Here is a 20,730-nt window from a genome sequence, read left to right on the forward strand (position 1 = left end):
GAGGGGTTTCCAGGCAACTCCGAGATACTTACAGGCCCCTCTCCCAAAGCGAGAGAGGCTTAAATCGGCATCTGCCCCAGCCACCAGCGCAGCAGGAAGAACACCAGCATGCCACCGCCGATGGTCGCCAGCAGATGGCGGGTCAGCGCGGCGATCAGGATGGTCGCGAGGCCGGCCAGCAGGTAGGCATTGTCCAGGCTCAGCGCCCAGGTCTGGCCGTCCGGCAACAGCATGCCGGGCACCACGATGGCGGTGAGCACGGCGGTCGGCACATAGTGCAGGCCCTGGCGCACCATGGGCGGGAAGCGCAGGTCGGGGAAGGCGAACAGGCTGTAGCGGGTGGCGAAGGTGATCGCCAGCATGCCGAGGATCAGCATCCAGTTTTCCATCAGAACACCTCGTCCTGCAGCAGGCGATAGCGACGCTCCAGCACCACGCCGACGACGATGCCGGCGCAGGCCGCGGCCATCAGGCCGAGCTTGTAGGGCAGCGCGTGGCAGACCAGCGCCACCGCCCCGGCCACCAGGGCCGCCGCCACCTGCGGGCGATTGCGCAGCATGGGCACGACGATACCGATAAAGGTGGCGAGCATGGCGAAGTCCAGCCCCCAGTCGCCGATGTTCGGCACCGCCTGGCCGAACAACAGGCCGATCAGGGTGCAGGCCTGCCAGTTGACGTACATGGCCAGTGCCGCACCGAGGAAATACCAGTGTTTGTTGGGCGAAGCATCGGTCTCGGCATAGCGGTGCTGGACCACGGCAAAGGCCTCGTCGGTCAGCCAGAACGCCAGCGGCACGCGCCAGCGCTTGGGCAGATGACGGACGAAGGGCTGCAGGCTGGCGCTGTACAGGGCATGCCGCAGGTTGACCACCAGGGTGGTCAGCCACAGCACGGCCAGGGTCGCACCGCCGCCGAGCAGGCTGATGGCAATGAACTGGGCGGAACCGGCGAACACCAGCAGCGACATGCCGATGGTCTGCCAGGGCGTGAGGCCGGCGGCACCGGCCAGGCTGCCGTAGATGATGCCGAAGGGCATGGCGCCGAGCAGCATCGGCAGCATGTCGCGCAGGCCTTGCAGGAATTCGTGGTGACGGGACATGGAACCTCCTTGGACCCAGGAGGCTAATCGAAAGCACCGCTCGGCGTCTTGAACGATATTGCTCAGCCGCCCGCGCAGGCGCGGCGATACTCGCCGGGGCTGACGCCATAGCTCTGCTTGAACTGCCGGTTCAGGTGGCTCTGGTCGGCGAAGCCCAGCTGCAGCGCCACCTGCAGCGGCGCGCAACCGGAGCGCAGCAACGCCCGCGCCTGCTCCAGGCGGCGCTGCTTGAGCCAGGCATGCGGCGGCAGGCCGGTGGCGCGACGGAACACCCGGGCGAAGTGGAACGGCGACAGATTGACCAGTGTCGCCAGCTCCTCCAGTGAAGGGGGCTCGCCCAGGCGCGCGGCCAGCAACTCCTTGGCCAGGGCCACGGCGCGTGGCTCGGCGCCGGGCTCACGCGCCTGCGGAATACGCGCATGGCGCTGCAGCAGGCGCAGCATCACCTCGCGCCACAGTGTCTGACGCTGCAGGGTGGGCGCCTGTGGGTGCTCCAGCTGCCGGTGCAGCTGCAGCAGTGCCGCGACCAGATCGGCATCGGCATGCACGCTGCCATGGAACATCGGCGCGCTGGAATGCGGCAGCTCCAGTTCGGCGAGCAACTCGCGGAACTGCTGCGGCTGCGGATAGAACACCCGGTAGCGCCAACCCTGCTCGCTGGCTCTGGAGCCGGTATGCACCTCGTCGGGGTTGAGCAGGGCAAAGCTGCCGGCCGCCGCCAGGTGCTCGGCGCCACGATAGCGATAGCGCTCGGCCCCCTCCTCCAGCACGGCGATGGCGTAGCTGTCGTGTACATGCGGGGCGAAGCTGTGCTCGATGAAGCGCGCGGACAACAGCTCCAGGCCGCCCAGCTCGGCCACCGAGCTGAAGCGCGCCTGCTCGGCGTCAGGCACCGAAGCGCGACTCCAGGCCAGCCTTGACCTGCGGCCACTCGCTGTCGGTGATGCTGTACATCACGGTGTGGTCGAGGCGTCCGTCGGCCAGGCGCCGGTGGTTGCGCAGCAGACCCTCGCGCTGAGCGCCGAGTTTCTCGATGGCACGCTGCGCGCGCAGGTTGCTGGCGGCGGTCTTCAGCTGCACGCGCACCAGCTGCCACTCCTCGAAGGCGTGGCGCAACATCAGGTACTTGATCATACGATTGAGGCCGGTGCCGTGTTGGCCCACGTCGAGCCAGGTGGCGCCGATCTCGGCGGCCGGCAGCACCGGATTGAAGTCGAAGAAGCTGGTAGTGCCGACCAGCTCGCCGGCCAGACGGATGGCGAACACCACCTCGCGGCCCTCGCGCTGCTCGGCCAGGGCGCTGCGGTACCAGTCCGGGCGGGTCGTGCCACTCATGAACTGCTGCGATGCGCGGTTGGCCTCCGCCAGCTGCAGCAGGCCCGGCAGGTCGGCCTCGGTCAGCGGATCGAGGCGCAGGGCGCCCTGCTGCAGGGCGACGGGTTGGGGCTTGAACATGACACGAACTCCGGTAAAGCGACCACGGCCGGCCACGCTAGCAGGCCGGCCGCGGCCGCTCAAGCCGCTTGCGACCTTGGTCGGCCTGGCGCAGCGGCCCGGACATGCGAGACTATTCCCTAGCCTAATGGTCGTGCCGCCCATCCCTGCATCCGCGGAGTTCGCATGTCGCTGTCCGGCGGTCTGATCGCCTTCGTCGCCCTGGCCTACATGGCCACCCTGTTCACCATCGCCTTCTATGGCGACCGCCGCCGCGCGCCTCTCAAGCCACGCGTGCGCGCCTGGGTGTTCAGCCTGTCACTGGCGGTGTACTGCACCAGCTGGACCTTCTTCGGCGCGGTCGGCCAGGCGGCTGGCGAGCTGTGGTCGTTCCTGCCCATCTACCTGGGGCCGATCATCCTCCTGCTGCTGGCACCCTGGGTGCTGGAAAAGATGGTGGCGATCAGCAAGCAGGAAAACATCACCTCCATTGCCGACTTCATCGCCGCCCGCTACGGCAAATCACAGAGCCTGGCCGTGGTGGTGGCGCTGATCTGCCTGGTCGGCGTGCTGCCCTATATCGCCCTGCAGCTGAAAGCCATCGTGCTCGGCGTCAACCTGCTGGTCGGCACCACGCCGAGCCCGACCCGCAGCCAGGACACGGCGCTGATCGTGTCGCTGGTGCTGGCCCTGTTCACCGTGCTGTTCGGCACCCGCAACCTGGACGTCACCGAACACCACCGCGGCATGGTGCTGGCCATCGCCTTCGAGTCGTTGGTCAAGCTGCTGGCCTTCCTGGCAGTAGGCGCCTTCGTCACCTGGGGCCTGTTCGACGGCTTTGCCGACCTGTTCCAGCGCGCCGGCCAGGCCCCCGCCCTGGAAGACTTCTGGACCCAGACCGTGAGCTGGCCGGCCATGCTGGTGCAGACCGGCCTGGCCATGACCGCGATCATCTGCCTGCCGCGCCAGTTCCACGTGGCCGTGGTGGAAAACATCGAGGCCCGCGACCTGCGCCTGGCGCGCTGGGTGTTCCCGATCTACCTGGTGCTGGCCGCGCTGTTCGTGGTGCCCATCGCCCTGGCCGGGCAGATGCTGCTGTCGGCCGATGTGCAACCCGACTCCTTCGTCATCAGCCTGCCACTGGCCGAGGCCCACCCTTCGCTGGCGCTGCTGGCCTTTATCGGCGGCGCCTCGGCGGCCACCGGCATGGTCATCGTCGAGGCGGTGGCGCTGTCGACCATGGTCTGCAACGACATGCTGCTGCCCGTGCTGCTGCGCCGGCAGAATGCCGAGCGACCCTTCGAGCTATTCCGCCACTGGATGCTCAGCGCGCGGCGCCTGAGCATCCTGATCATCCTGCTGCTCGGCTACGTTTGCTACCGCCTGCTTGGTACCAACGCCAGCCTGGCGACCATCGGCCAGCTGTCGTTCGCCGCCATCGCCCAGCTGGCGCCGGCCATGTTCGGCGCCCTGGTGTGGAAGCAGGCCAACCGCCGCGGCGTGTTCGCCGGCCTGGCCGCCGGCTGTGCCCTGTGGTTCTACACCCTGGTCCTGCCGCTGGTGGCCGGCGGCCTGCGCTGGTCGCTGGACAGCTTCCCGCTGCTGCCGGAGCTGCTCTACTACCCGGTCGGCATCGAGATCGATCCGCTGACGCGTGGCGTGCTGCTGTCGCTGACCGGCAACTGGCTGCTGTTCGGCGCCGTCTCCTGGTTCTCCCGCACCCGCGTCTCCGAACACTGGCAGGCCGGCCGCTTCATCGGCCTCGACACCGGCAACAAGACCAGCACGCGCAACCTGCTGGCCGTGCAGGTCGCCGACCTGATGGCCCTGGCCGCCCGCTTCGTCGGCGAGGAGCGCGCGCAACAAAGCTTCGAGCGCTTCGCCCAGCAGCAGGAGCGCGCCTTCAACCCAGCACAGAACGCCAACGCCGAGTGGATCGCCCACACCGAGCGCCTGCTCGCCGGCGTGCTCGGTGCCTCCTCGACCCGCGCCGTGGTGCGCGCGGCCATCGAGGGCCGCGAGATGCAGGTCGAGGACGCGGTGCGCATCGTCGACGAAGCGTCCGAGGTCCTGCAGTTCAACCGCGCCCTGCTGCAGGGCGCCATCGAGAACATCACCCAGGGTATCAGCGTGGTCGACCAGAACCTGCGCCTGGTGGCCTGGAACCGCCGCTACCTGGAGCTGTTCGAGTACCCCGAGGGGCTGATCGGGGTCGGCCGGCCGATCGCCGACATCATCCGCTACAACGCCGAGCGCGGCCTGTGCGGGCCCGGCGACGTCGAGGAACACGTGACCAAGCGCCTGTTCTGGATGCGCCAGGGCAATGCACACACCTCCGAGCGGCTGTTCCCCAATGGCCGGGTCATCGAACTGATCGGCAACCCCATGCCCGGCGGCGGCTTCGTCATGAGCTTCACCGACATCACCGCCTTCCGCCGCGCGGAACAGGGCCTGCTGGAGGCCAACGAAGGCCTGGAGCAGCGCGTCGAGGAACGCACCCGCGAGCTGTCGCAGCTGAACCAGGCACTGGGCGAGGCCAAGGGCAACGCCGAGGCCGCCAACCAGTCGAAGACGCGTTTCCTCGCCGCCGTCAGCCACGACCTGATGCAGCCACTCAACGCCGCGCGGCTGTTCTCCGCCGCCCTCGCCCATCAGCAGGACGCTCTGCCGGCCGAGGCGCGCGAGCTGGTACGCCACCTCGACAGCGCGCTGCGTTCGGCCGAAGACCTGATCGCCGACCTGCTGGACATCTCGCGCCTGGAAAGCGGGCGCATCACTCCGGAACGCAGCCGCTTCCCGCTGCACCAGCTGTTCGATGCCCTCGGCGCCGAGTTCAAGGTGCTGGCCGCCGAGCAGGGCGTGGACTTCCGCGTGGTGCCCTGCGCCCTCGCCGTGGACAGCGACCCCAAGCTGTTGCGCCGGGTGCTGCAGAACTTCCTCACCAACGCCTTCCGCTATGCCCGTGGCCGCGTACTGCTCGGTGCGCGACGCGAGGGCGGGCAGCTGCGTCTGGAGGTCTGGGACCGCGGCCCGGGCATTCCCGAGGACAAGCGCCAGGTGATCTTCGAGGAGTTCAAGCGCCTGGACAGCCACCAGACCCGCGCCGAGAAAGGCCTGGGTCTCGGCCTGGCAATCGCTGACGGCCTGTGCCGGGTCCTCGGCCACCGCCTGGAAGTGCGTTCCTGGCCGGGCAAGGGCAGCGTATTCAGCGTCAGCGTGCCGCTGGCTCGCGAACTGCCGCAGCCGAGCGCGAGCAAGACCCTGGAGCTCATGCCCGGCGCCCTCGGCGGCGCCCAGGTGCTGTGCATCGACAACGAGGACAGCATCCTCGCCGGCATGCACAGTCTGCTGTCGCGCTGGGGCTGTCAGGTGTGGACGGCGCGCAACCGCCTGGAGTGCGAGCACCTGCTGGACGAGGCCGTACGGCCACAACTGGCGCTGGTCGACTATCACCTGGACGAAGGCGACACCGGCACCGAGCTGATGGCCTGGCTGCGCACGCGCCTGGGTCAGCCGCTGCCCGGCGTGGTGATCAGCGCCGACGGCCGCCCGGAGCTGGTGGCCGAGGTGCATGCCGCCGGCCTCGACTACCTGGCCAAGCCGGTCAAGCCGGCGGCCCTGCGTGCACTGATCAGCCGGCACCTGCCGCTGGCCTGAGCTCAGTGCAGCGCGGGTGAAAACCGCAAGCCGCGCACGATCATGCACGCGGGCTTCACCCGCCCTACAGGTCATAAAACATCTATTTATCAGATAAATAATGCGTACTTTTTGCGCTTTTTATCGACACATAGTCGATAGATTATTCACTCCATCCCCTGCGGCGCAATCTGGCGCCCAGGCCACGGAGTCATCACCATGATCGAAGTACGCCCCTTCGCCTCCCTCGGCCATGCCCACCACGGCTGGCTGAACGCCCGTCACCACTTCTCCTTCGCCGAGTACCAAGACCCGCAGCGGGTCAACTGGGGCCGGCTACGAGTGTGGAACGACGACGAGATAGCCGCCGGCAGCGGCTTCCCGCCGCACCCGCACCACGACATGGAGATCATCACCTACGTCCGCGAAGGCGCCATCACGCACCGCGACAACCTGGGCAACCAGGGCCGCACCGAGGCAGGCGACGTGCAGGTGATGAGCGCCGGCACCGGCATCGCCCACTCCGAGTACAACCTGGAGGACGTCACCACCAAGATCTTCCAGATCTGGATCATCCCCGACCAGCAGGGCGAGGCGCCGGCCTGGGGGGCCAAGCCCTTCCCGCGTGGCGAACGCGCCGGCCAGTTTGTGGTCCTGGCCAGCGGCCACGACAGCGATGCGGACGCCCTGCGCATCCGCGCCGACGCCCGCCTGGCTGCCGCCACCCTGGCCGCCGGACAGAGCGCCGAGTACCCGCTGGGGCGGGTGCGCAAGGGCTATCTGGTAGCAACCCGCGGACGCATCGAGGTCAACGGTGTGCTGGCGTCGGAGCGTGACGGCGTGGCCATCGCCGAAGAGGAAGTGGTGCGCGTCACCGCCCTGGAAGACAGCGAAGTGGTGCTGGTCGACGTGGCATGACCTGAGGCAAGCCGACAGACGGTGTGGCAGTCTAGAATGCGCTCATCCGCCGTGCCGAAGGATCGCCGATGCTGCCCGCCGCCGAACTTGCCCTCAACCTTGCCACCGCCCTCGCCGCCGGCCTGCTGATCGGCGCCGAGCGCGGCTGGCGTGCCCGCGAAGCGGACGATACGCACCTGGTGGCGGGCATCCGCACCTTCGGCCTGGTCGGCCTGCTCGGCGGCCTGGCCGCCCTGCTCGGCAGCCATTTCGGCGTGGCCGCCTGGATCGCCATTGCCCTGCTGGTCGGCCTGCACGCACTGGCCGGTTATGTGGGTGAAGTGCGGCGCAGCGGCGACCTGGGCCTGACCAGCGAAATCGCCCTGCTGGTGACCTTCCTCCTCGGCAGCCTGGCCATCGCCCACGAGCGCAGCCTGGCCGCCGGCGGCGCGGTGGCAGTAGCCCTGCTGCTGAGCCTCAAGGAGCCGCTGCACAGCGGCCTGCGCCGGCTCTCCGAAGCCGAGCTGTCGGGGGCGCTGAAGCTGCTGTTCATCTCCCTGGTGCTGCTGCCGGTGCTGCCCAACCAGGGCTACGGCCCCTGGCAGGCCTTCAACCCCTACGCGGTGTGGTGGATGGTGGTGCTGATCGCCGCCATCGGCTTCGCCGCCTACGTGGCCATTCGCGTGATCGGCACCCGCCACGGCCTGCTGGTCACCGCCCTGCTCGGCGGCGTGGTGTCCTCCACTGCCATGACCATCACCCTGTCGCGTCTGCATGACGGTCGCCAGCTGCGTGCCATGCTCGCCTGCGCCCTGCTGGCCACCTCGGCACTGATGTTCCCGCGCGTGCTGCTGGAAGTCGGCCTGATCAATACCGCGCTGCTGCCGCACCTGCTGCTGCCGCTGGGCCTGGCCGGGCTGGTGTACGCCGGCGGCGCCCTGGTGTTCTACCACATCGCCGGCAGCGAGCTGCAGCAGACGGTCGAACCGCCGCTGAAGAACCCCTTCGAGCTGGCTCCGGCACTGCGTTTCGCCGCCCTGCTGGCGCTGATCCTGCTGCTGATCGAGGCCGCCCGCGAATGGTTCGGCCATGCCGGGGTGTGGGGCGTGGCGATTCTCTCGGGGCTATCGGACGTGGACGCCATCACCCTGTCGCTGGCGCGCAGCGCCAAGGGCGACATGGCGGCGGAACTGGCGGTGCAGGGCATTTACCTCGCGGCGTTCAGCAACAGCCTGGTCAAGGCCGGGCTGATCGCCCTGATCGGCGGCCGCGAACTGGCCCTGCGTACCCTGCCGGTGATGGGCCTGGGCCTGCTGCTGGGCCTGGCGGCCCTGCTGCTGGTCTGACCTACTCGCCCGCCTCGTCCAACTGCGGCACACCGGAGGCACGCTCGATCAGCTCGGCCGGCAGGCTCTTGCTGGCGCGGGCGCCGAGCAGCTTGAGGTTCTCGACCCGGTTGATCAGGTTGCCGCGACCTTCGCACAGTTTGTTGCGCGCCGCGTCGTAGGCCTTGTCGAGCTGCTTGAGGCGGCTGCCGACTTCGTCCAGGTCGCCGATGAAGGCGACGAACTTGTCGTACAGCTGGCCGGCGCGCTCGGCGATGTCGCGGGCATTCTGGCTCTGCCGCTCCTGGCGCCACAGGCTGTCGATCACCCGCAGGGTGGCCAGCAGGGTGGTTGGGCTGACGATCACGATGTGCTGCTCGAAGGCTTCCTGGAACAGCCCCGGATCGGCCTGCAGGGCAGCGGCAAAAGCCGCCTCGATGGGCACGAAGAGCAGCACGAAGTCCAGGCTGTGCAGGCCTTCCAGGCGCTGGTAGTCCTTTACCGAGAGGCCCTTGAGGTGGCTGCGCAGGCTCAGCACGTGCTGTTTCAGCGCGGCCGCGCGGCCTTCCTCGTCCTCGGCGGCGATCAGCGCCTGGTAGGCGGTCAGGCTGACCTTGGCATCGACCACCACCTGCTTGTCGCCCGGCAGCTGGATCAGCACGTCCGGCTGGAAGCGCTCGCCGTCGCTGCCCTTGAGGCTGACCTGGGTCTGGTATTCGCGGCCCTTCTCCAGGCCGGCATGCTCCAGCACCCGTTCCAGCACCAGCTCGCCCCAGTTGCCCTGGGTCTTCTGGCCCTTGAGCGCACGGGTCAGGTTGGTCGCCTCGTCGCCCAGGCGCTGGTTGAGCTGCTGCAGACGCTCCAGCTCCTTGGCCAGGGAGAAACGCTCGCGCGCCTCGTTCTGGTAGCTCTCCTCGACGCGCTTCTCGAAGGCCTGGATGCGTTCCTTGAGCGGATCGAGCAGCTGGCCCAGGCGCTGCTGGCTGGTTTCGGCGAAGCGCTGCTCGCGCTCGTCGAAGATCTTTCCGGCCAGCTCGGCGAACTGCGCGCGCAACTCGTCGCGGGCGCCCTGCAGGTCGGCCAGGCGCTGCTGCTGATGCTCCTGCTGCTCGCGCAGCTCGGCGGCAAGAGCGGCACGCTGGCTGTCCAGCTGGCGCAGCTGGCTCTCCTTCTGTTCCCGTTCACGGGCCCACTCCTGGGCGGCGGCCTGCGCGGTCTCGCGTTCGCGCCCAAGCAGCTCGCGCTCGCGGCGCAGCGCCGCCAGCTCGGCCTGCTGCTGGCTGCTCTCCTGCTGCTGCGCGCGCAAATCATCCTGCAGACCCTCAAGCTGCACCGACAAGCCCTCCTGGGCCAGGCGCGCCTGGCTCAGGCGCTCTTCCAGCAGCAGGCGCTCGGCGGCATGGCCGGCCTGGGCACGCTGGAGATTCCAGGCCAGCACGGCCAGCGGTGCGGCACCCAGCAGCAGGCCGAGGAGCAGATTGGTCGGATCGAGAACGAATGCAAAGGGCACGGGACAGACTCGCGGGCGATGGGAAAACTGCCCGGCAGTATACCCGCGCGCGGCTCAGGGGTTGAGGCGCTGCAACAGCCGGGCGGCTTCGTGGGAGCCCTGGGCGGCGGCGGCCTCCAGCCAGTGGCGGGCCTGCAGCGGCTCGCGCTGGCGCGGCTGGCAGTAGTGCCGGCCGAGTTCCAGCTGGGCCCGTAGGTCGCCGGAACGCGCGGCCTGGCGCAGCAGCTCCAAGCCGATGCGCCGATCGCGGGCGTTGCCACAGTCGCGGCACAGCAACTGGCCCAGACGGCTCTGGGCGATGACCACGCCCTGACGTGCCGGCTGCTTGAGCAAACGCCCGGCGAGACGCTTGACGCTGGCGTGATGGCCCAGACGCGGGCGGTCGAGCAGCCAGAGGGCCAGGCGCAGCGGCAGACGTTTCGGTGGCACGGGTTGCGACGGGCTGACAAACAGGGCGCGAGACTTCATGTAAGCATTGGCTGACAACGGGGCGCGCCACTCTACTCTCTTTTTTTTCCCGGTAAAGACTTGCCAAGCGCGGCGAAAAGCGCTCTAGAACAAAGGCTCTAAAACATCCACAGAAGCTGTGGATAACTCCGTGGACAACTGGGTGAAAAACCTTCTCAACCCCGAAGAAACGCGGCTCCCGGTCAAACTGGTGATTTTTTCACCAATTAAAAAAATCCTTATTTTTCAATAAATTAAAAAATAGCCAACGAGAATCAGGGGCTTACGCCGGGTTATGACAGGAAGTTGACAGCCTGCCTCGCGATTGTGCACAACTGCGACGCTCTGCCACGGGGCCTGCCCCGTTTCGGAGCGATCGGACCGCGACATCGGGGCGCATCCGCGGGGGATTATCCCGGCTCGGCAGCAGTGCTAGAGTCGCCCGGGCCCGGTGCTGCGGCACCACATTCAGCTTCCCGCGAGCTCATCGATCCGAGCCCCGGTACAAGGAATCACTCCATGAAACTGCGCACGCTTCTGCTACTGGCCGGTCTGCTGAGCACACCGCTGCTGGCCCAGGCCCACGAATATAAAGCGGGCAAGATCGAGATCGACCACCCCTGGTCTCGCGAGATGCCGCCCAGCGCGCCCAATGCTGCCGCCTTCTTCGTTCTGCACAACCAAAGCGACACAGCCGACCGCCTGGTCTCCGCCAGCAGCCCGCAGGCGCAAAAGACCGAGATCCACGAACATGTGCACAAGGACGGTCTAATGAAAATGCAGCAGGTGCAGGGCGTGGATGTACCCGCCGGCGGCGAGGTGAAATTCGTGCCCATGGGCTACCACGTCATGCTGTTCGGCGTGAAACAGCAGCTGAAGGATGGTGAGCGCTTCCCCATGACTCTGCGCTTCGAGAAAGCCGGAGAAGTCCAGGTCGAAGTCGCCGTACAGAAGGACGCGCCCGCTGCCGGGCACGCTCACTGATCAGGCTGGCTGCGGCAGCACGCCATCCTCGAGATAGAGTTCAAGGGCAAACAGGCGCGGCGGCTCGGGCGCCTGGGCGTTCTTGAAGGCCACGTAGCCTGCCGTGGTTTCGCATAGCCAGGGCTGCAGGTTGCGCGGCCGCTTCTCGCTGAACGCCGTCGGCGCATACAGGGCAACGTTGTTGCCCCCCTGCGGGCAGCGTGCCGAGGGATACTCGAACGCTTCCACCCCCGCTTCGCGCATCGCGCTGCCCAGACTGTGGGTGGCGCGATAGTCGCTGCGATGGGTCAGCAGCGCGCGATGGCCGTCGAATGGCGGCAGCTGCAGGCGTACCCCGCGCTGCACCTGGTAGCGCGCCTCGAAGGACGAATGCTCGGAAAGGATGCGCCCGCTCGGCGGCGGCTCGACCATGCCGTACCACAGCACGAAACGATAGAAGGCCGTCTCGGCCATCGCCGTCTCCAGCCGGCAGGCGGCGTAGAACAGGCTCGGCTCATGGCGCCTACCGAAACGCGAGCCCCAGCGCAGCGGCGGGTAGCGAAACGGCGTGCGCAACAGGTAGTGCAGCGGCTCGTCACCGGGCGGCAGCGGCGGCTTGCTGCTTTCCAGCAACTGCTCGAGCAGCGCCTGCTCCTCCAGCGTATCCACCAGCTGCAGGGTCGCCACCTGGCCCTGGTTCTCGACCAGGCGCACCAGGCGGCCGCGCAGGGGAATGATCTGCTCTACGCCGGCACAGGCCTGCCAGATATCCATATCGGGAACTCGCTTAGCCTCGCTGCGGGAGGCGTCGGGAATAAGAGTCGGAAGCCATTCAGCGCGCAACCGCCGGGGACATGAGTGAGGCCCTCAGACCTTGCCGCGGATGGCGTCCAGGTACTCGACCACCCGCACCAGCCCCTGTACCTGCCCCATCTGCTGCAAAGGCACGCCGGCCAGATGGCGGTTCTCGGTGCGCAGGAAATGTCGCATGTCCTGCAGATTGCCGCCGAACAGGGCGAACAGGGCGCGATAGGCGCGGATCAGCAGCAAGGCCAGCTCACCGGTCTTGCTCTCCGGACGCAGGCCGCCACTGTCGCTCCAGCGACTGATGGCGGAACGGTTGACGCCGACTATCGCCGCCAGCTCCTGCTGGGTCAGGCCCAGCTGCTCACGGCTGTTGAGCAGGGCCTTGAGCAGGACGGAGCCGGCATCGACACCTGGCTTGCTGAGTGCGCTCATGATTGCCTCGCGATGTCTGTTTGCAACAAACATAGCAAATTATCAGCAAACAGACAGCACAAAGATGATCACGGAAAAGCCCCCAAGCCGCCTCAGGGGGCGCGCTGGGCTGCCGTCTCCAGGGCCTCCAGCAGCCGGTTGATCTGCAGGGAATTGTTCACCACCTGCTCCAGGTGCCCCTGCAGCGCCTGGGGCACGGTTGCCAGTCCGTTTTGCTGAAACCAGCGGGAGATCAGCTGCACCGACTCGGCCAGGGCGACCTGATTGCGGTGGGTCAGCAGTACAGCAGTCAGCAGGGCGTCCTGATCCGTCATGGGGCGAACTCTGGGGCGATGGGTTGTCGGCAACATCGCCCATCGCGCCCTGCAAGGCCATACCTCCGTCTGGGTATCACCGATGCCTCGATAAAATTGACGAGAATCATTATTGATTAGTTTAAGACTTCCTAAGCTGCGGCCAACATTCCCCGCTAAGGAAGAACGCAGCATGAAGCCCCTGTCCCTGCTCCCCCTCGCCGCCCTGTTCGCCATCCCTCTCGCCTCGGCCCGCGAATACCCCATCGGCGAACCCCAGCAGTGCGCCGGCATGGAGGTCGGTGCGGTGTACCTGCAGCCGATCGAGATGGACCCGCCCGGCATGATGCGCCCGGCCGCCGAGTCCGACGTGCACATGGAGGCGGACATCAGCGCCCTGGAGAACAATCGCCACGGCTTCCAGGAAGGCAGCTTCGTGCCCTATCTGTTGATCACCTACCGTCTGCAACGGGTGGGCAGCGACAAGACCATCCAGGGCGACTTCCACGCCATGGTCGCCAGCGACGGCCCGCACTATGGCGACAACGTCAAGCTGGACGGTCCCGGTCAGTACCAACTGACCTACCGCGTGGCGCCACCCGGCGGCCATCACCAGCACGCCTTCGGCCGCCACACCGACAAGGAGACCGGCGTGGCCGCCTGGTTCGAGCCCTGCGAACTGACCTACAGCTTCACCTACGCCGGCATCGGCAAGAAAGGCGGCTACTGACGCCGCCGACGCGCCCTCGCAGGAGACCTAGCATGAGAACCCTCCCCGCCCTCCTCCTCGCGCTGGCCTTGCCGGCGGCGGGAGCGCCGCTGCCCAGCTACCAACTGGAGATTCGCGACGGCCACTTCACCCCGCCCAGCCTGCTGGTGCCCGCCGGCCAGCGCTTCAAGGTCATCGTGCACAACCGTGGCCAGGGACCGGTGGAGTTCGAGAGCCTGCCCCTGCGGGTGGAAAAGGTGCTCGGCCCTGGCGTCAGCTCCTTCGTGGTGATCCACCCGCTCAAGCCGGGGCGCTATGACTTCTTCGACGAATTCCACCTCGATCTGCCCGGCGGCTTCATCGAGGCGCAGTAAGGAACAGGTATGGAACAGGCTCTTCTGATCGTCTGGCGCGAGAGCGTCGAGGCCCTGCTGGTCATCGGCTTGCTATATGCCTGGCTGAGTCGCCAGCCGCAGCGGCGCCAGCACCTGCGTCTGCTCTGGGTCGGCGTGGCCGGGGGCGCGGCGCTGGCCGGGCTGCTGGCAACCCTGATGCTGCTCGCCGGCAGCTGGATGAGCGGCCCGGCCGGCGAGTGGTTCCAGGCGGCCATGAGTGCCCTGGCCAGCCTGCTGGTGCTGCAGATGGTGGTGTGGATGGCGCGCAACGGCCGCCAGCTGCGCCATGACCTGGAAAGCCGTGCCGAGCAGGCCGTGAGCCAGGGCCGGCATGCCGCCCTGGCGCTGCTGGCGGCACTGGCCGTGGCCCGCGAAGGCAGCGAGATCGCCCTCTTCCTCTACGGTGCGAGCGGCTCTGCCAGTGCCTCGCAGATGCTTGGCGGTGCCCTGCTCGGCGGGCTGCTCGGCGCGGCCAGCTTCGCCCTGCTGCAGGCCGGCAGCCGCCTGCTCGACTGGCGGCGCTTCTTCGCCATCAGCGAGACCCTGTTGCTCCTGCTCGGCGGCGCCATGCTGATGAACGCCCTGGACCGTGCCAGCGGCCAGCTGATGGGCATGGACCTGCCCGAGCAGCTGTATGCCTGGCTGGGCGACCCGCTGTGGGACAGCTCGGCCTGGCTCGACGATGGCTCGCGCCTGGGCGGGCTGATTGCCGGCCTGACCGGCTACCGGGCCATGCCGTCGGCCGTAGCCGCGCTGCTGCTGGCCGGCTTCTGGCTGCTGGCCTGGTTCTGGCGGCGCGCACCGCGGCAGCGCGTGGCATGAAAGTCGCGCTGGATCGCCGGCTGGGCGCCTTCGGCGCGGCACTGCGGCGCCATGCCGGCCTGATCCGCCGCCTGCAATGGGCCGTGGTGCTGCTGTACGCGGTGCTGCTGGTGATTCCGGCCTGGCTGCCGCTGCCGGATGGCCAGGCGCGCCTGCTGGACGACCTGACCCTGCTGGCGCAGTTCGTCTTCTGGGGGCTCTGGTGGCCCTTCGTACTGCTCTCGGTGGTACTGTTCGGCCGCCTGTGGTGCGGCTTGCTGTGCCCCGAGGGGGCGCTCAGCGAGTGGGCCAGTCGCCACGGCCGCGGCGGCGGTGTGCCGCGCTGGATGCGCTGGGGCGGCTGGCCGACCCTGGGTTTTCTGCTCACCACGCTCTACGGCCAGCTGATCAGCGTGTACGACTACGCCCAGGCCGCGCTGCTGATCCTCGGTGGCTCGACCCTGGCGGCCATGCTGGTCGGCTGGCTGTACGGCCGTGGCAAGCGCGTGTGGTGCCGCTACCTGTGCCCGGTCAGTGGCGTGTTCGCCCTGCTGGCCAAGCTCGCGCCCATGCACTTCCGGGTGGATGAGCAGCGCTGGCAGGACAATCCGCCGCCGCACCTGCCGCCGCCCAACTGCGCGCCGTTGCTGGACATCCGCCGCATGCGCGGCGCCTCGGCCTGCCATGCCTGCGGGCGCTGCAGCGGCCAGCGCGACGCGGTGCGCCTGATCGCGCGCTCCGGCAGCGAGGAAATCGTGCGTTTCGGCAATGCGCCGGACAACCGCTGGGAAGTCATCCTGCTGCTGTACGGGGTGATCGGCCTGGCCATGGGCGCCTTCCAGTGGACGCTCAGCCCCTGGTTCATCGCCCTCAAGCAGACGCTGGCCGAATGGCTGGTAGAACACGGGCAGCTGTGGCTGCTGCAGGCCGATGCGCCTTGGTGGCTGCTGACCCATTACCCGCAACTCAACGATGCCTTCACCTGGCTCGACGGCCTGGGTATCTGCCTGTACCTGGGGGGCAGCGCCCTGCTGCTGGGCGGCGGCCTGCACCTGCTGCTGCATGCCGGCGCACGCCTGGCCGGACGCTCGCTGCAGTTCACCCGCCACCTGGCGCTGTGCCTGGTACCGACCGGTGCCGCCGGGCTGTTTCTCGGCCTCTCGGCGACCACGGTGAAACTGCTGCGCTACGAAGGGCTGGAACTGCTCTGGGTCGGCCAGGCGCGCGTCGCCCTGCTGGCCCTGGCCATGGCTTGGAGCCTGTGGCTGGGCTGGCGGGTGAGCGCCGCCCTGCCCGGTTGGCGCCGCGCCGCACCGGTCGGCGCGCTGCTGCTGGGCAACGCGCTGATCGGCTATGGCTGGTGGCTGCAGTTCTGGGGCTGGTGAGTCAGGCCGCGCGCAGCTCGAAACGCTCGAACAGCTGGGCGAAGTAAGGCCAGAGTTCGGCGGCCTGGGCCGGCGTGGCGGCGGCACCCAGCTCGCCATCGAGCATCTGCTGCGGGCGCGCCAGCTGCACGGCGAAGCGCCGCACGCCAAGGGCCGCCAGGCGTTCGCCCAGGCGCTGTAGGCGCCGGCAGTCGAACAGATCCCAGTGCACCGTGGTGCGACATTCGTAGTCCACGCCGCTGTCCAGCAGCAGCTCCAGGCTGTTCCAGTTGGCCTGGCCGCTGCCGCTGACGCCGGTGATCAGCGCCGCGTCCTCCTCCAGCGCCTTGACGTCGAAACCGACCCAGTCGCAGTGCGCCAGCGCGCGGCCGAAGGAAGCCGGCTTGATCCCGGCGCTGTGCAGGCCGACCTTGAAGCCCAGCTCGCGCACCCGGCGCATGGCGGACGGCAGCGCCGGCTGCAGGGTCGCCTCGCCGCCGGAGAACACCACCGCCTGTAGCAGCCCCTGGCGCTGGCGCAGGAAGCCCAGCACCTTGTTCCAGCTCCACTCGGTTGGGCCGCCGCAGCGGATCAGCTCGGGGTTGTGGCAGTAGCGGCAGCGCCAGGCGCAGCCCTGGCAGAACAGTACGCAGGCCAGATGATCGGGGTAGTCGAGGGTGGTCATGGCTTGCAGCCCGCCGATGCGCAGCGGGCGAAAGGCATGACGCGAAGGCACTGAAGGCATGCTCGTGGCTCCAATGGCAGACATGGCGAAGCCCGGGCCATCACCGATGGCCCGGGCTTCGGACTGACTCAGCGCGGCTCGGCGAAATGCTGGCGCTCGCGATGCTCGGACTGCTTGCCGAGATTGAAGGCCGCCACCGGACGGTGGTAACCCATCACGCGGGTCCAGACCTCGCAGCGCTGGCGCTGGGCTTCGGGAAGTTGCACGGGTGCATTCATGGTGTCGCTCCTTGCTGTGGATGGAATCGTGGTTCAGCCGCCGCAGGCGCCGCAGCACTGCTGTTTGTGCAGCAGCGCCTCGTCGCACTTCGGACAGAACTCGTGCTCACCGGCCAGGTAGCCATGCACCGGGCAGATGGAGAAGGTCGGGGTGATGGTCAGGTACGGCAGGCGGAAGCGCGACAGCGCGGTGCGCACCAGCTGCTTGCAGGCCTGCGCCGAAGAAACCCGCTCGGCCATGTACAGGTGCAGCACAGTGCCGCCGGTGTACTTGCACTGCAGCTCGTCCTGCAACGCCAGCGCCTCGAAGGGGTCGTCGGTGAAGCCCACCGGTAGCTGCGAGGAGTTGGTGTAGTACGGCGCCTCGGGCGTGCCGGCCTGGAGGATGTCGGGGAAGCGCTTGCGGTCCTCCTTGGCGAAGCGGTAGGTGGTGCCTTCGGCCGGGGTGGCCTCCAGGTTGTACAGGTGGCCGCTCTGCTCCTGGAACTGCACCAGACGCGCGCGCACGTGATCCAGCACCTGCAGCGCCAGCTGGCGGCCGTCCTCGGTGTGCATGCCCTCGCGGTCGCCGCTGAAGTTGCGCAGCATCTCGTGCAGGCCGTTGACCCCGATGGTGGAGAAGTGATTGCGCAGGGTGCCCAGGTAGCGTCGGGTGTAGGGATAGAGGCCGGCATCCATGTGGTGCTGGATCACCTTGCGCTTCACCTCCAGGCTCTCGAAGGCCATGTCCAGCAGCGCGTCGAGGCGCTGCATCAGGCCGTCCAGGTCGTCCCGGTACAGGTAGCCGAGGCGCGCGCAGTTGAGGGTCACCACGCCGAGCGAACCGGTCTGCTCGGCCGAGCCGAACAGGCCATTGCCGCGCTTGAGCAGCTCACGCACATCCAGCTGCAGGCGGCAGCACATGGAGCGCACCTGGTTGGGCTGCATGTCCGAGTTGAGGAAGTTCTGGAAGTACGGCAGGCCGTAGCGCGCGGTCATATCGAACAGGCGCGTGGCGTTGTCGCTGTCCCAGGGGAAGTCGTGGGTGATGTTGTAGGTCGGGATCGGGAAGGTGAACACCCGGCCCTTGGCGTCGCCGGCCATCATCACCTCGATGTAGGCGCGGTTGATCAGCTCCATCTCGGCCTGCAGCTCGCCGTAGCAGAACGGCATCTCCTGGCCGCCGATCACCGGCACCTGCTCGCGCAGGTCTTCCGGGCAGACCCAGTCGAAGGTCAGGTTGGTGAAGGGCGTCTGGGTGCCCCAGCGCGACGGCACGTTGAGGTTGTAGATGAACTCCTGCAGCGACTGGCGCACCTGCGCGTAGCTGAGGTTGTCCTTGCGCACATAGGGCGCGAGATAGGTATCGAAGGAGCTGAAGGCCTGGGCCCCGGCCCACTCGTTCTGCAGGGTGCCGAGGAAGTTGACCATCTGCCCCAGGGCGCTGGACAGGTGCTTGGGCGGGCCGGCCTCGACCCGCCCGGGGATGCCGTTGAGGCCCTCGTGCAGCAGGGTGCGCAACGACCAGCCGGCGCAGTAGCCGGCGAGCATGTCGAGGTCGTGGATGTGCAGATCGGCCTCGCGGTGGGCCAGGCCGACGTCTTCGCTGTAGACCTCGTCCAGCCAGTAGTTGGCGGTGACCTTGCCGGACACGTTGAGGATCAGCCCGCCCAGCGAGTAACCCTGGTTGGCGTTGGCCTGCACGCGCCAGTCCTGGCGCGACAGGTATTCGTTCATCGAGGCGGCCACGTCGATCAGCTGCTTGCGCTCGCGGCGCAGGCGGCCATGCCGTTCGCGGTAGACGATGTAGGCGCGTGCGGTCTGGTAGTAGCCGGCCTCCATCAGCACCCGCTCGACCCGGTCCTGCACCTGCTCCACGCCCACGCAGTGGAACTCCAGCAGGCGCGCCAGCACCGCGTCGGCCAGGGCACTGGCCTCATGCGCCGCGAACTCGCCCGTGGCCTGCCCGGCAGCGGCAATCGCACGCTCGATCTTGGCCGCCTCGAAGGGCACTTCCTGGCCATCGCGCTTGAACAGCGCCTGCGGTCGATAGGGGACCTGATCCGCACACATCCATCACCTCCTGACACATCATCTAGTTGTTGCTAGCAACGAAAAACACAAGATGCTGTGCAATCTACGTCAGGAGGCCGGATGCAACTTGACCGTGATCAAGTTTGCCCGCAAACCTGCGCTCAGGCGTTCGCGCCGACCGGCGCCAGAGGGTATCCTGCGGTGCATCAAGCCCCTCAGGAATCACTTGCCATGACCAGTCCACTGCGCTTCGACCGCTCGCTGGTAGAGAAATACGACCGCCCGGGGCCGCGCTACACCTCCTACCCGACCGCGCCCCAGTTCCGCCAGGCCTTCGCCGAGGACGACTACCGGCAAGCCGCCGAGCGCAGCAACCGGGCGCCCGCCAAGGCCTTGTCGGCCTACATCCATATCCCCTTCTGCCAGAGCCTTTGCTACTACTGTGCCTGCAACAAGATCATCACCCAGAAGACCCACCGCGCCGTCGAGTACCTGGATTACCTCAAGCGCGAAATCGCCCTGCAGGCGGCGCTGTTCAGCCGGTCGCGACGCCTGACCCAGCTGCACCTCGGCGGCGGCACGCCGACCTACCTGAGCAGCGCGCAGCTCGCCGAACTGATGGACTGCCTGCGCCAGCACTTCCGCTTCGATGAAAGCGACAATCACGAGTTTTCCATCGAGGTCGACCCGCGCACCATCAGCCGCGAACGCATCGCCGAGCTGCGCGCGCTGGGCTTCAACCGTCTGAGCTTCGGCGTGCAGGACTTCGACCAGCAGGTGCAGGCCGCCGTCAATCGCCTGCAGAGCGAAGAGCAGACCTACGAGCTGGTCGCCGCCGCCCGCGAGGCCGCCTTCAAGTCGGTCTCGGTGGACCTGATCTATGGCCTGCCGCTGCAGACCGTCGCCAGCTTCGACACCACCCTGGACAAGATCATCGCCCTGCGCCCGGATCGCATCGCCGCCTACAGCTATGCGCACCTGCCGGAAATGGTGCGCGCCCAGCGGCTGGTTCGCCGCGAGGACATGCCGCCACCGGAGCGCAAGCTGGAGCTGCTGGAGCTGACCATCCAGCGCCTGACCGCCGCCGGCTACGTGTATATCGGCATGGATCACTTCGCCCTGCCCGACGACGAGCTGTGCCTGGCCCGCGAGGCAGGTACGCTGCAGCGCAACTTCCAGGGCTACTCGACCCATGCCGACTGCGACCTGATCGGCCTCGGGGTGTCGTCGATCGGCAAGGTGAGCGACAGCTACAGCCAGAACGTCAAGGAACTCTCGCAGTACTACGCGCGCATCGACCAGGGCCTGTTGCCGGTGCACCGCGGCTACCGCCTGAGCGACGACGACCTGCTGCGGCGCGAGGTGATCACCGCACTGATGTGCCACGGCCGGGTCGAGTTCGCGGAACTGGAGGCGCGCCACGGCATCCGCTTCCTCGACTACTTCGCCGAGTCGCTGGCCAGCCTCGACGAGCACCTGGCCGACGACCTGGTGCAGATCCACGCCGATGCGCTGGTGCTGCTGCCGCGCGGGCAGCTGATGATGCGCAGCGTGGCGATGGCGTTCGACGCCTACCTGGGCGAAGGCCAGAGCGGGCGTTTCTCGCGCACCGTGTAATAAAAAACCACCGGCCATGGCGGAC

19 protein-coding genes and 1 pseudogene are annotated in these 20,730 nt (G+C 67.8%); 9 read left to right on the plus strand and 11 right to left on the minus strand.

Going from position 1 to position 20,730, the window contains the following annotated elements; translation table 11 throughout:
* Nucleotides 1-59 precede the first annotated feature (59 nt).
* The 4 genes from PA6_RS15900 to PA6_RS15915 all read right to left on the minus strand — a co-directional run bounded on the left by PA6_RS15900 (nucleotide 60) and on the right by PA6_RS15915 (nucleotide 2,554).
* Nucleotides 60-389, minus strand: coding sequence for an AzlD domain-containing protein (locus PA6_RS15900; protein ID WP_021701962.1), 330 nt, complete (start codon nucleotides 387-389; stop codon nucleotides 60-62).
* Nucleotides 389-1,099, minus strand: a complete 711-nt coding sequence (locus PA6_RS15905; RefSeq protein WP_021701963.1) for an AzlC family ABC transporter permease — start codon at nucleotides 1,097-1,099, stop codon at nucleotides 389-391. The genes PA6_RS15900 and PA6_RS15905 overlap by 1 nt, the downstream gene beginning before the upstream one ends.
* 62 nt (nucleotides 1,100-1,161) lie before the next feature.
* The gene (locus tag PA6_RS15910) at nucleotides 1,162-1,992 is read right to left on the minus strand and encodes an AraC family transcriptional regulator (RefSeq protein WP_021701964.1); all 831 of its coding nucleotides are present in this window, start codon (nucleotides 1,990-1,992) and stop codon (nucleotides 1,162-1,164) included.
* A complete protein-coding gene (locus PA6_RS15915; RefSeq protein WP_021701965.1) occupies nucleotides 1,985-2,554 on the minus strand; it encodes a GNAT family N-acetyltransferase in 570 nt (189 codons plus the stop codon). The genes PA6_RS15910 and PA6_RS15915 overlap by 8 nt, the downstream gene beginning before the upstream one ends.
* Before the next feature lie 165 nt (nucleotides 2,555-2,719).
* On the opposite strand from PA6_RS15915, the gene PA6_RS15920 reads away from it, so the two are divergent.
* The 3 genes from PA6_RS15920 (at nucleotide 2,720) to PA6_RS15930 (ending at nucleotide 8,412) form a co-directional block, all read left to right on the plus strand.
* The gene (locus tag PA6_RS15920) at nucleotides 2,720-6,190 is read left to right on the plus strand and encodes a hybrid sensor histidine kinase/response regulator (RefSeq protein ID WP_021701966.1); all 3,471 of its coding nucleotides are present in this window, start codon (nucleotides 2,720-2,722) and stop codon (nucleotides 6,188-6,190) included.
* 198 nt (nucleotides 6,191-6,388) lie between these two features.
* Complete coding sequence (locus PA6_RS15925; protein WP_021701967.1) at nucleotides 6,389-7,087, plus strand: pirin family protein; 699 nt, start codon at nucleotides 6,389-6,391, stop codon at nucleotides 7,085-7,087.
* Nucleotides 7,088-7,155: 68 nt separating this feature from the next.
* Nucleotides 7,156-8,412, plus strand: coding sequence for an MgtC/SapB family protein (locus tag PA6_RS15930; protein ID WP_021701968.1), 1,257 nt, complete (start codon nucleotides 7,156-7,158; stop codon nucleotides 8,410-8,412).
* Between the two features lies 1 nt (nucleotide 8,413).
* Here PA6_RS15930 and rmuC read toward each other — a convergent pair whose 3' ends face one another.
* Both rmuC and PA6_RS15940 read right to left on the minus strand, forming a co-directional pair.
* Complete coding sequence (gene rmuC, locus PA6_RS15935) at nucleotides 8,414-9,901, minus strand: DNA recombination protein RmuC (protein WP_021701969.1); 1,488 nt, start codon at nucleotides 9,899-9,901, stop codon at nucleotides 8,414-8,416.
* Nucleotides 9,902-9,955: 54 nt separating this feature from the next.
* Nucleotides 9,956-10,369: a tetratricopeptide repeat protein gene (locus tag PA6_RS15940; protein WP_021701970.1), complete on the minus strand. Its 414-nt coding sequence runs from the start codon at nucleotides 10,367-10,369 to the stop codon at nucleotides 9,956-9,958.
* Between the two features lie 498 nt (nucleotides 10,370-10,867).
* Between PA6_RS15940 and PA6_RS15945 the strand changes: the two genes are divergently transcribed.
* Nucleotides 10,868-11,332, plus strand: a complete 465-nt coding sequence (locus tag PA6_RS15945; RefSeq protein WP_021701971.1) for a copper chaperone PCu(A)C — start codon at nucleotides 10,868-10,870, stop codon at nucleotides 11,330-11,332.
* Here PA6_RS15945 and PA6_RS15950 read toward each other — a convergent pair whose 3' ends face one another.
* The 3 genes from PA6_RS15950 to PA6_RS15960 all read right to left on the minus strand — a co-directional run bounded on the left by PA6_RS15950 (nucleotide 11,333) and on the right by PA6_RS15960 (nucleotide 12,864).
* Nucleotides 11,333-12,085, minus strand: coding sequence for an RES family NAD+ phosphorylase (locus PA6_RS15950; RefSeq protein ID WP_021701972.1), 753 nt, complete (start codon nucleotides 12,083-12,085; stop codon nucleotides 11,333-11,335).
* A gap of 93 nt (nucleotides 12,086-12,178) precedes the next feature.
* A complete protein-coding gene (locus tag PA6_RS15955) occupies nucleotides 12,179-12,550 on the minus strand; it encodes an antitoxin Xre/MbcA/ParS toxin-binding domain-containing protein (RefSeq protein ID WP_021701973.1) in 372 nt (123 codons plus the stop codon).
* A 92-nt stretch (nucleotides 12,551-12,642) separates the two neighbouring features.
* The gene (locus PA6_RS15960; RefSeq protein WP_021701974.1) at nucleotides 12,643-12,864 is read right to left on the minus strand and encodes a hypothetical protein; all 222 of its coding nucleotides are present in this window, start codon (nucleotides 12,862-12,864) and stop codon (nucleotides 12,643-12,645) included.
* Between the two features lie 172 nt (nucleotides 12,865-13,036).
* Between PA6_RS15960 and PA6_RS15965 the strand changes: the two genes are divergently transcribed.
* The 4 genes from PA6_RS15965 to PA6_RS15980 are packed head-to-tail and all read left to right on the plus strand — an operon-like array spanning nucleotide 13,037 to nucleotide 16,133.
* The gene (locus tag PA6_RS15965) at nucleotides 13,037-13,573 is read left to right on the plus strand and encodes an iron transporter (RefSeq protein WP_021701975.1); all 537 of its coding nucleotides are present in this window, start codon (nucleotides 13,037-13,039) and stop codon (nucleotides 13,571-13,573) included.
* Between the two features lie 32 nt (nucleotides 13,574-13,605).
* The gene (locus PA6_RS15970; RefSeq protein ID WP_021701976.1) at nucleotides 13,606-13,926 is read left to right on the plus strand and encodes a cupredoxin domain-containing protein; all 321 of its coding nucleotides are present in this window, start codon (nucleotides 13,606-13,608) and stop codon (nucleotides 13,924-13,926) included.
* Between the two features lie 9 nt (nucleotides 13,927-13,935).
* Nucleotides 13,936-14,769, plus strand: a complete 834-nt coding sequence (locus PA6_RS15975; RefSeq protein ID WP_021701977.1) for an FTR1 family iron permease — start codon at nucleotides 13,936-13,938, stop codon at nucleotides 14,767-14,769.
* Nucleotides 14,766-16,133 (plus strand): 4Fe-4S binding protein, encoded by a 1,368-nt coding sequence (locus PA6_RS15980; RefSeq protein ID WP_021701978.1) that lies wholly within the window; start codon nucleotides 14,766-14,768, stop codon nucleotides 16,131-16,133. Before PA6_RS15975 ends, PA6_RS15980 begins: the two co-directional genes overlap by 4 nt.
* A gap of 1 nt (nucleotide 16,134) precedes the next feature.
* On the opposite strand, the gene PA6_RS15985 is transcribed toward PA6_RS15980, so the two are convergent.
* Entirely contained in the window at nucleotides 16,135-16,857 is a 723-nt protein-coding gene (locus PA6_RS15985) for an anaerobic ribonucleoside-triphosphate reductase activating protein (protein WP_021701979.1), read from the minus strand.
* 68 nt (nucleotides 16,858-16,925) lie between these two features.
* Nucleotides 16,926-19,127, minus strand: a pseudogene (locus PA6_RS15995) (ribonucleoside triphosphate reductase).
* 192 nt (nucleotides 19,128-19,319) lie between these two features.
* Here PA6_RS15995 and hemN point away from each other — a divergent pair.
* Nucleotides 19,320-20,705 carry an oxygen-independent coproporphyrinogen III oxidase gene (gene hemN, locus PA6_RS16000; protein ID WP_021701982.1) on the plus strand — a complete coding sequence of 462 codons (1,386 nt, stop codon included), beginning with the start codon at nucleotides 19,320-19,322 and terminating at the stop codon, nucleotides 20,703-20,705.
* The last annotated feature ends 25 nt before the right edge of the window (nucleotides 20,706-20,730 follow it).

The sequence above is a fragment of the Aquipseudomonas alcaligenes NBRC 14159 genome, from assembly GCF_000467105.1.
GTDB classification, from domain to species: Bacteria; Pseudomonadota; Gammaproteobacteria; order Pseudomonadales; family Pseudomonadaceae; genus Aquipseudomonas; species Aquipseudomonas alcaligenes.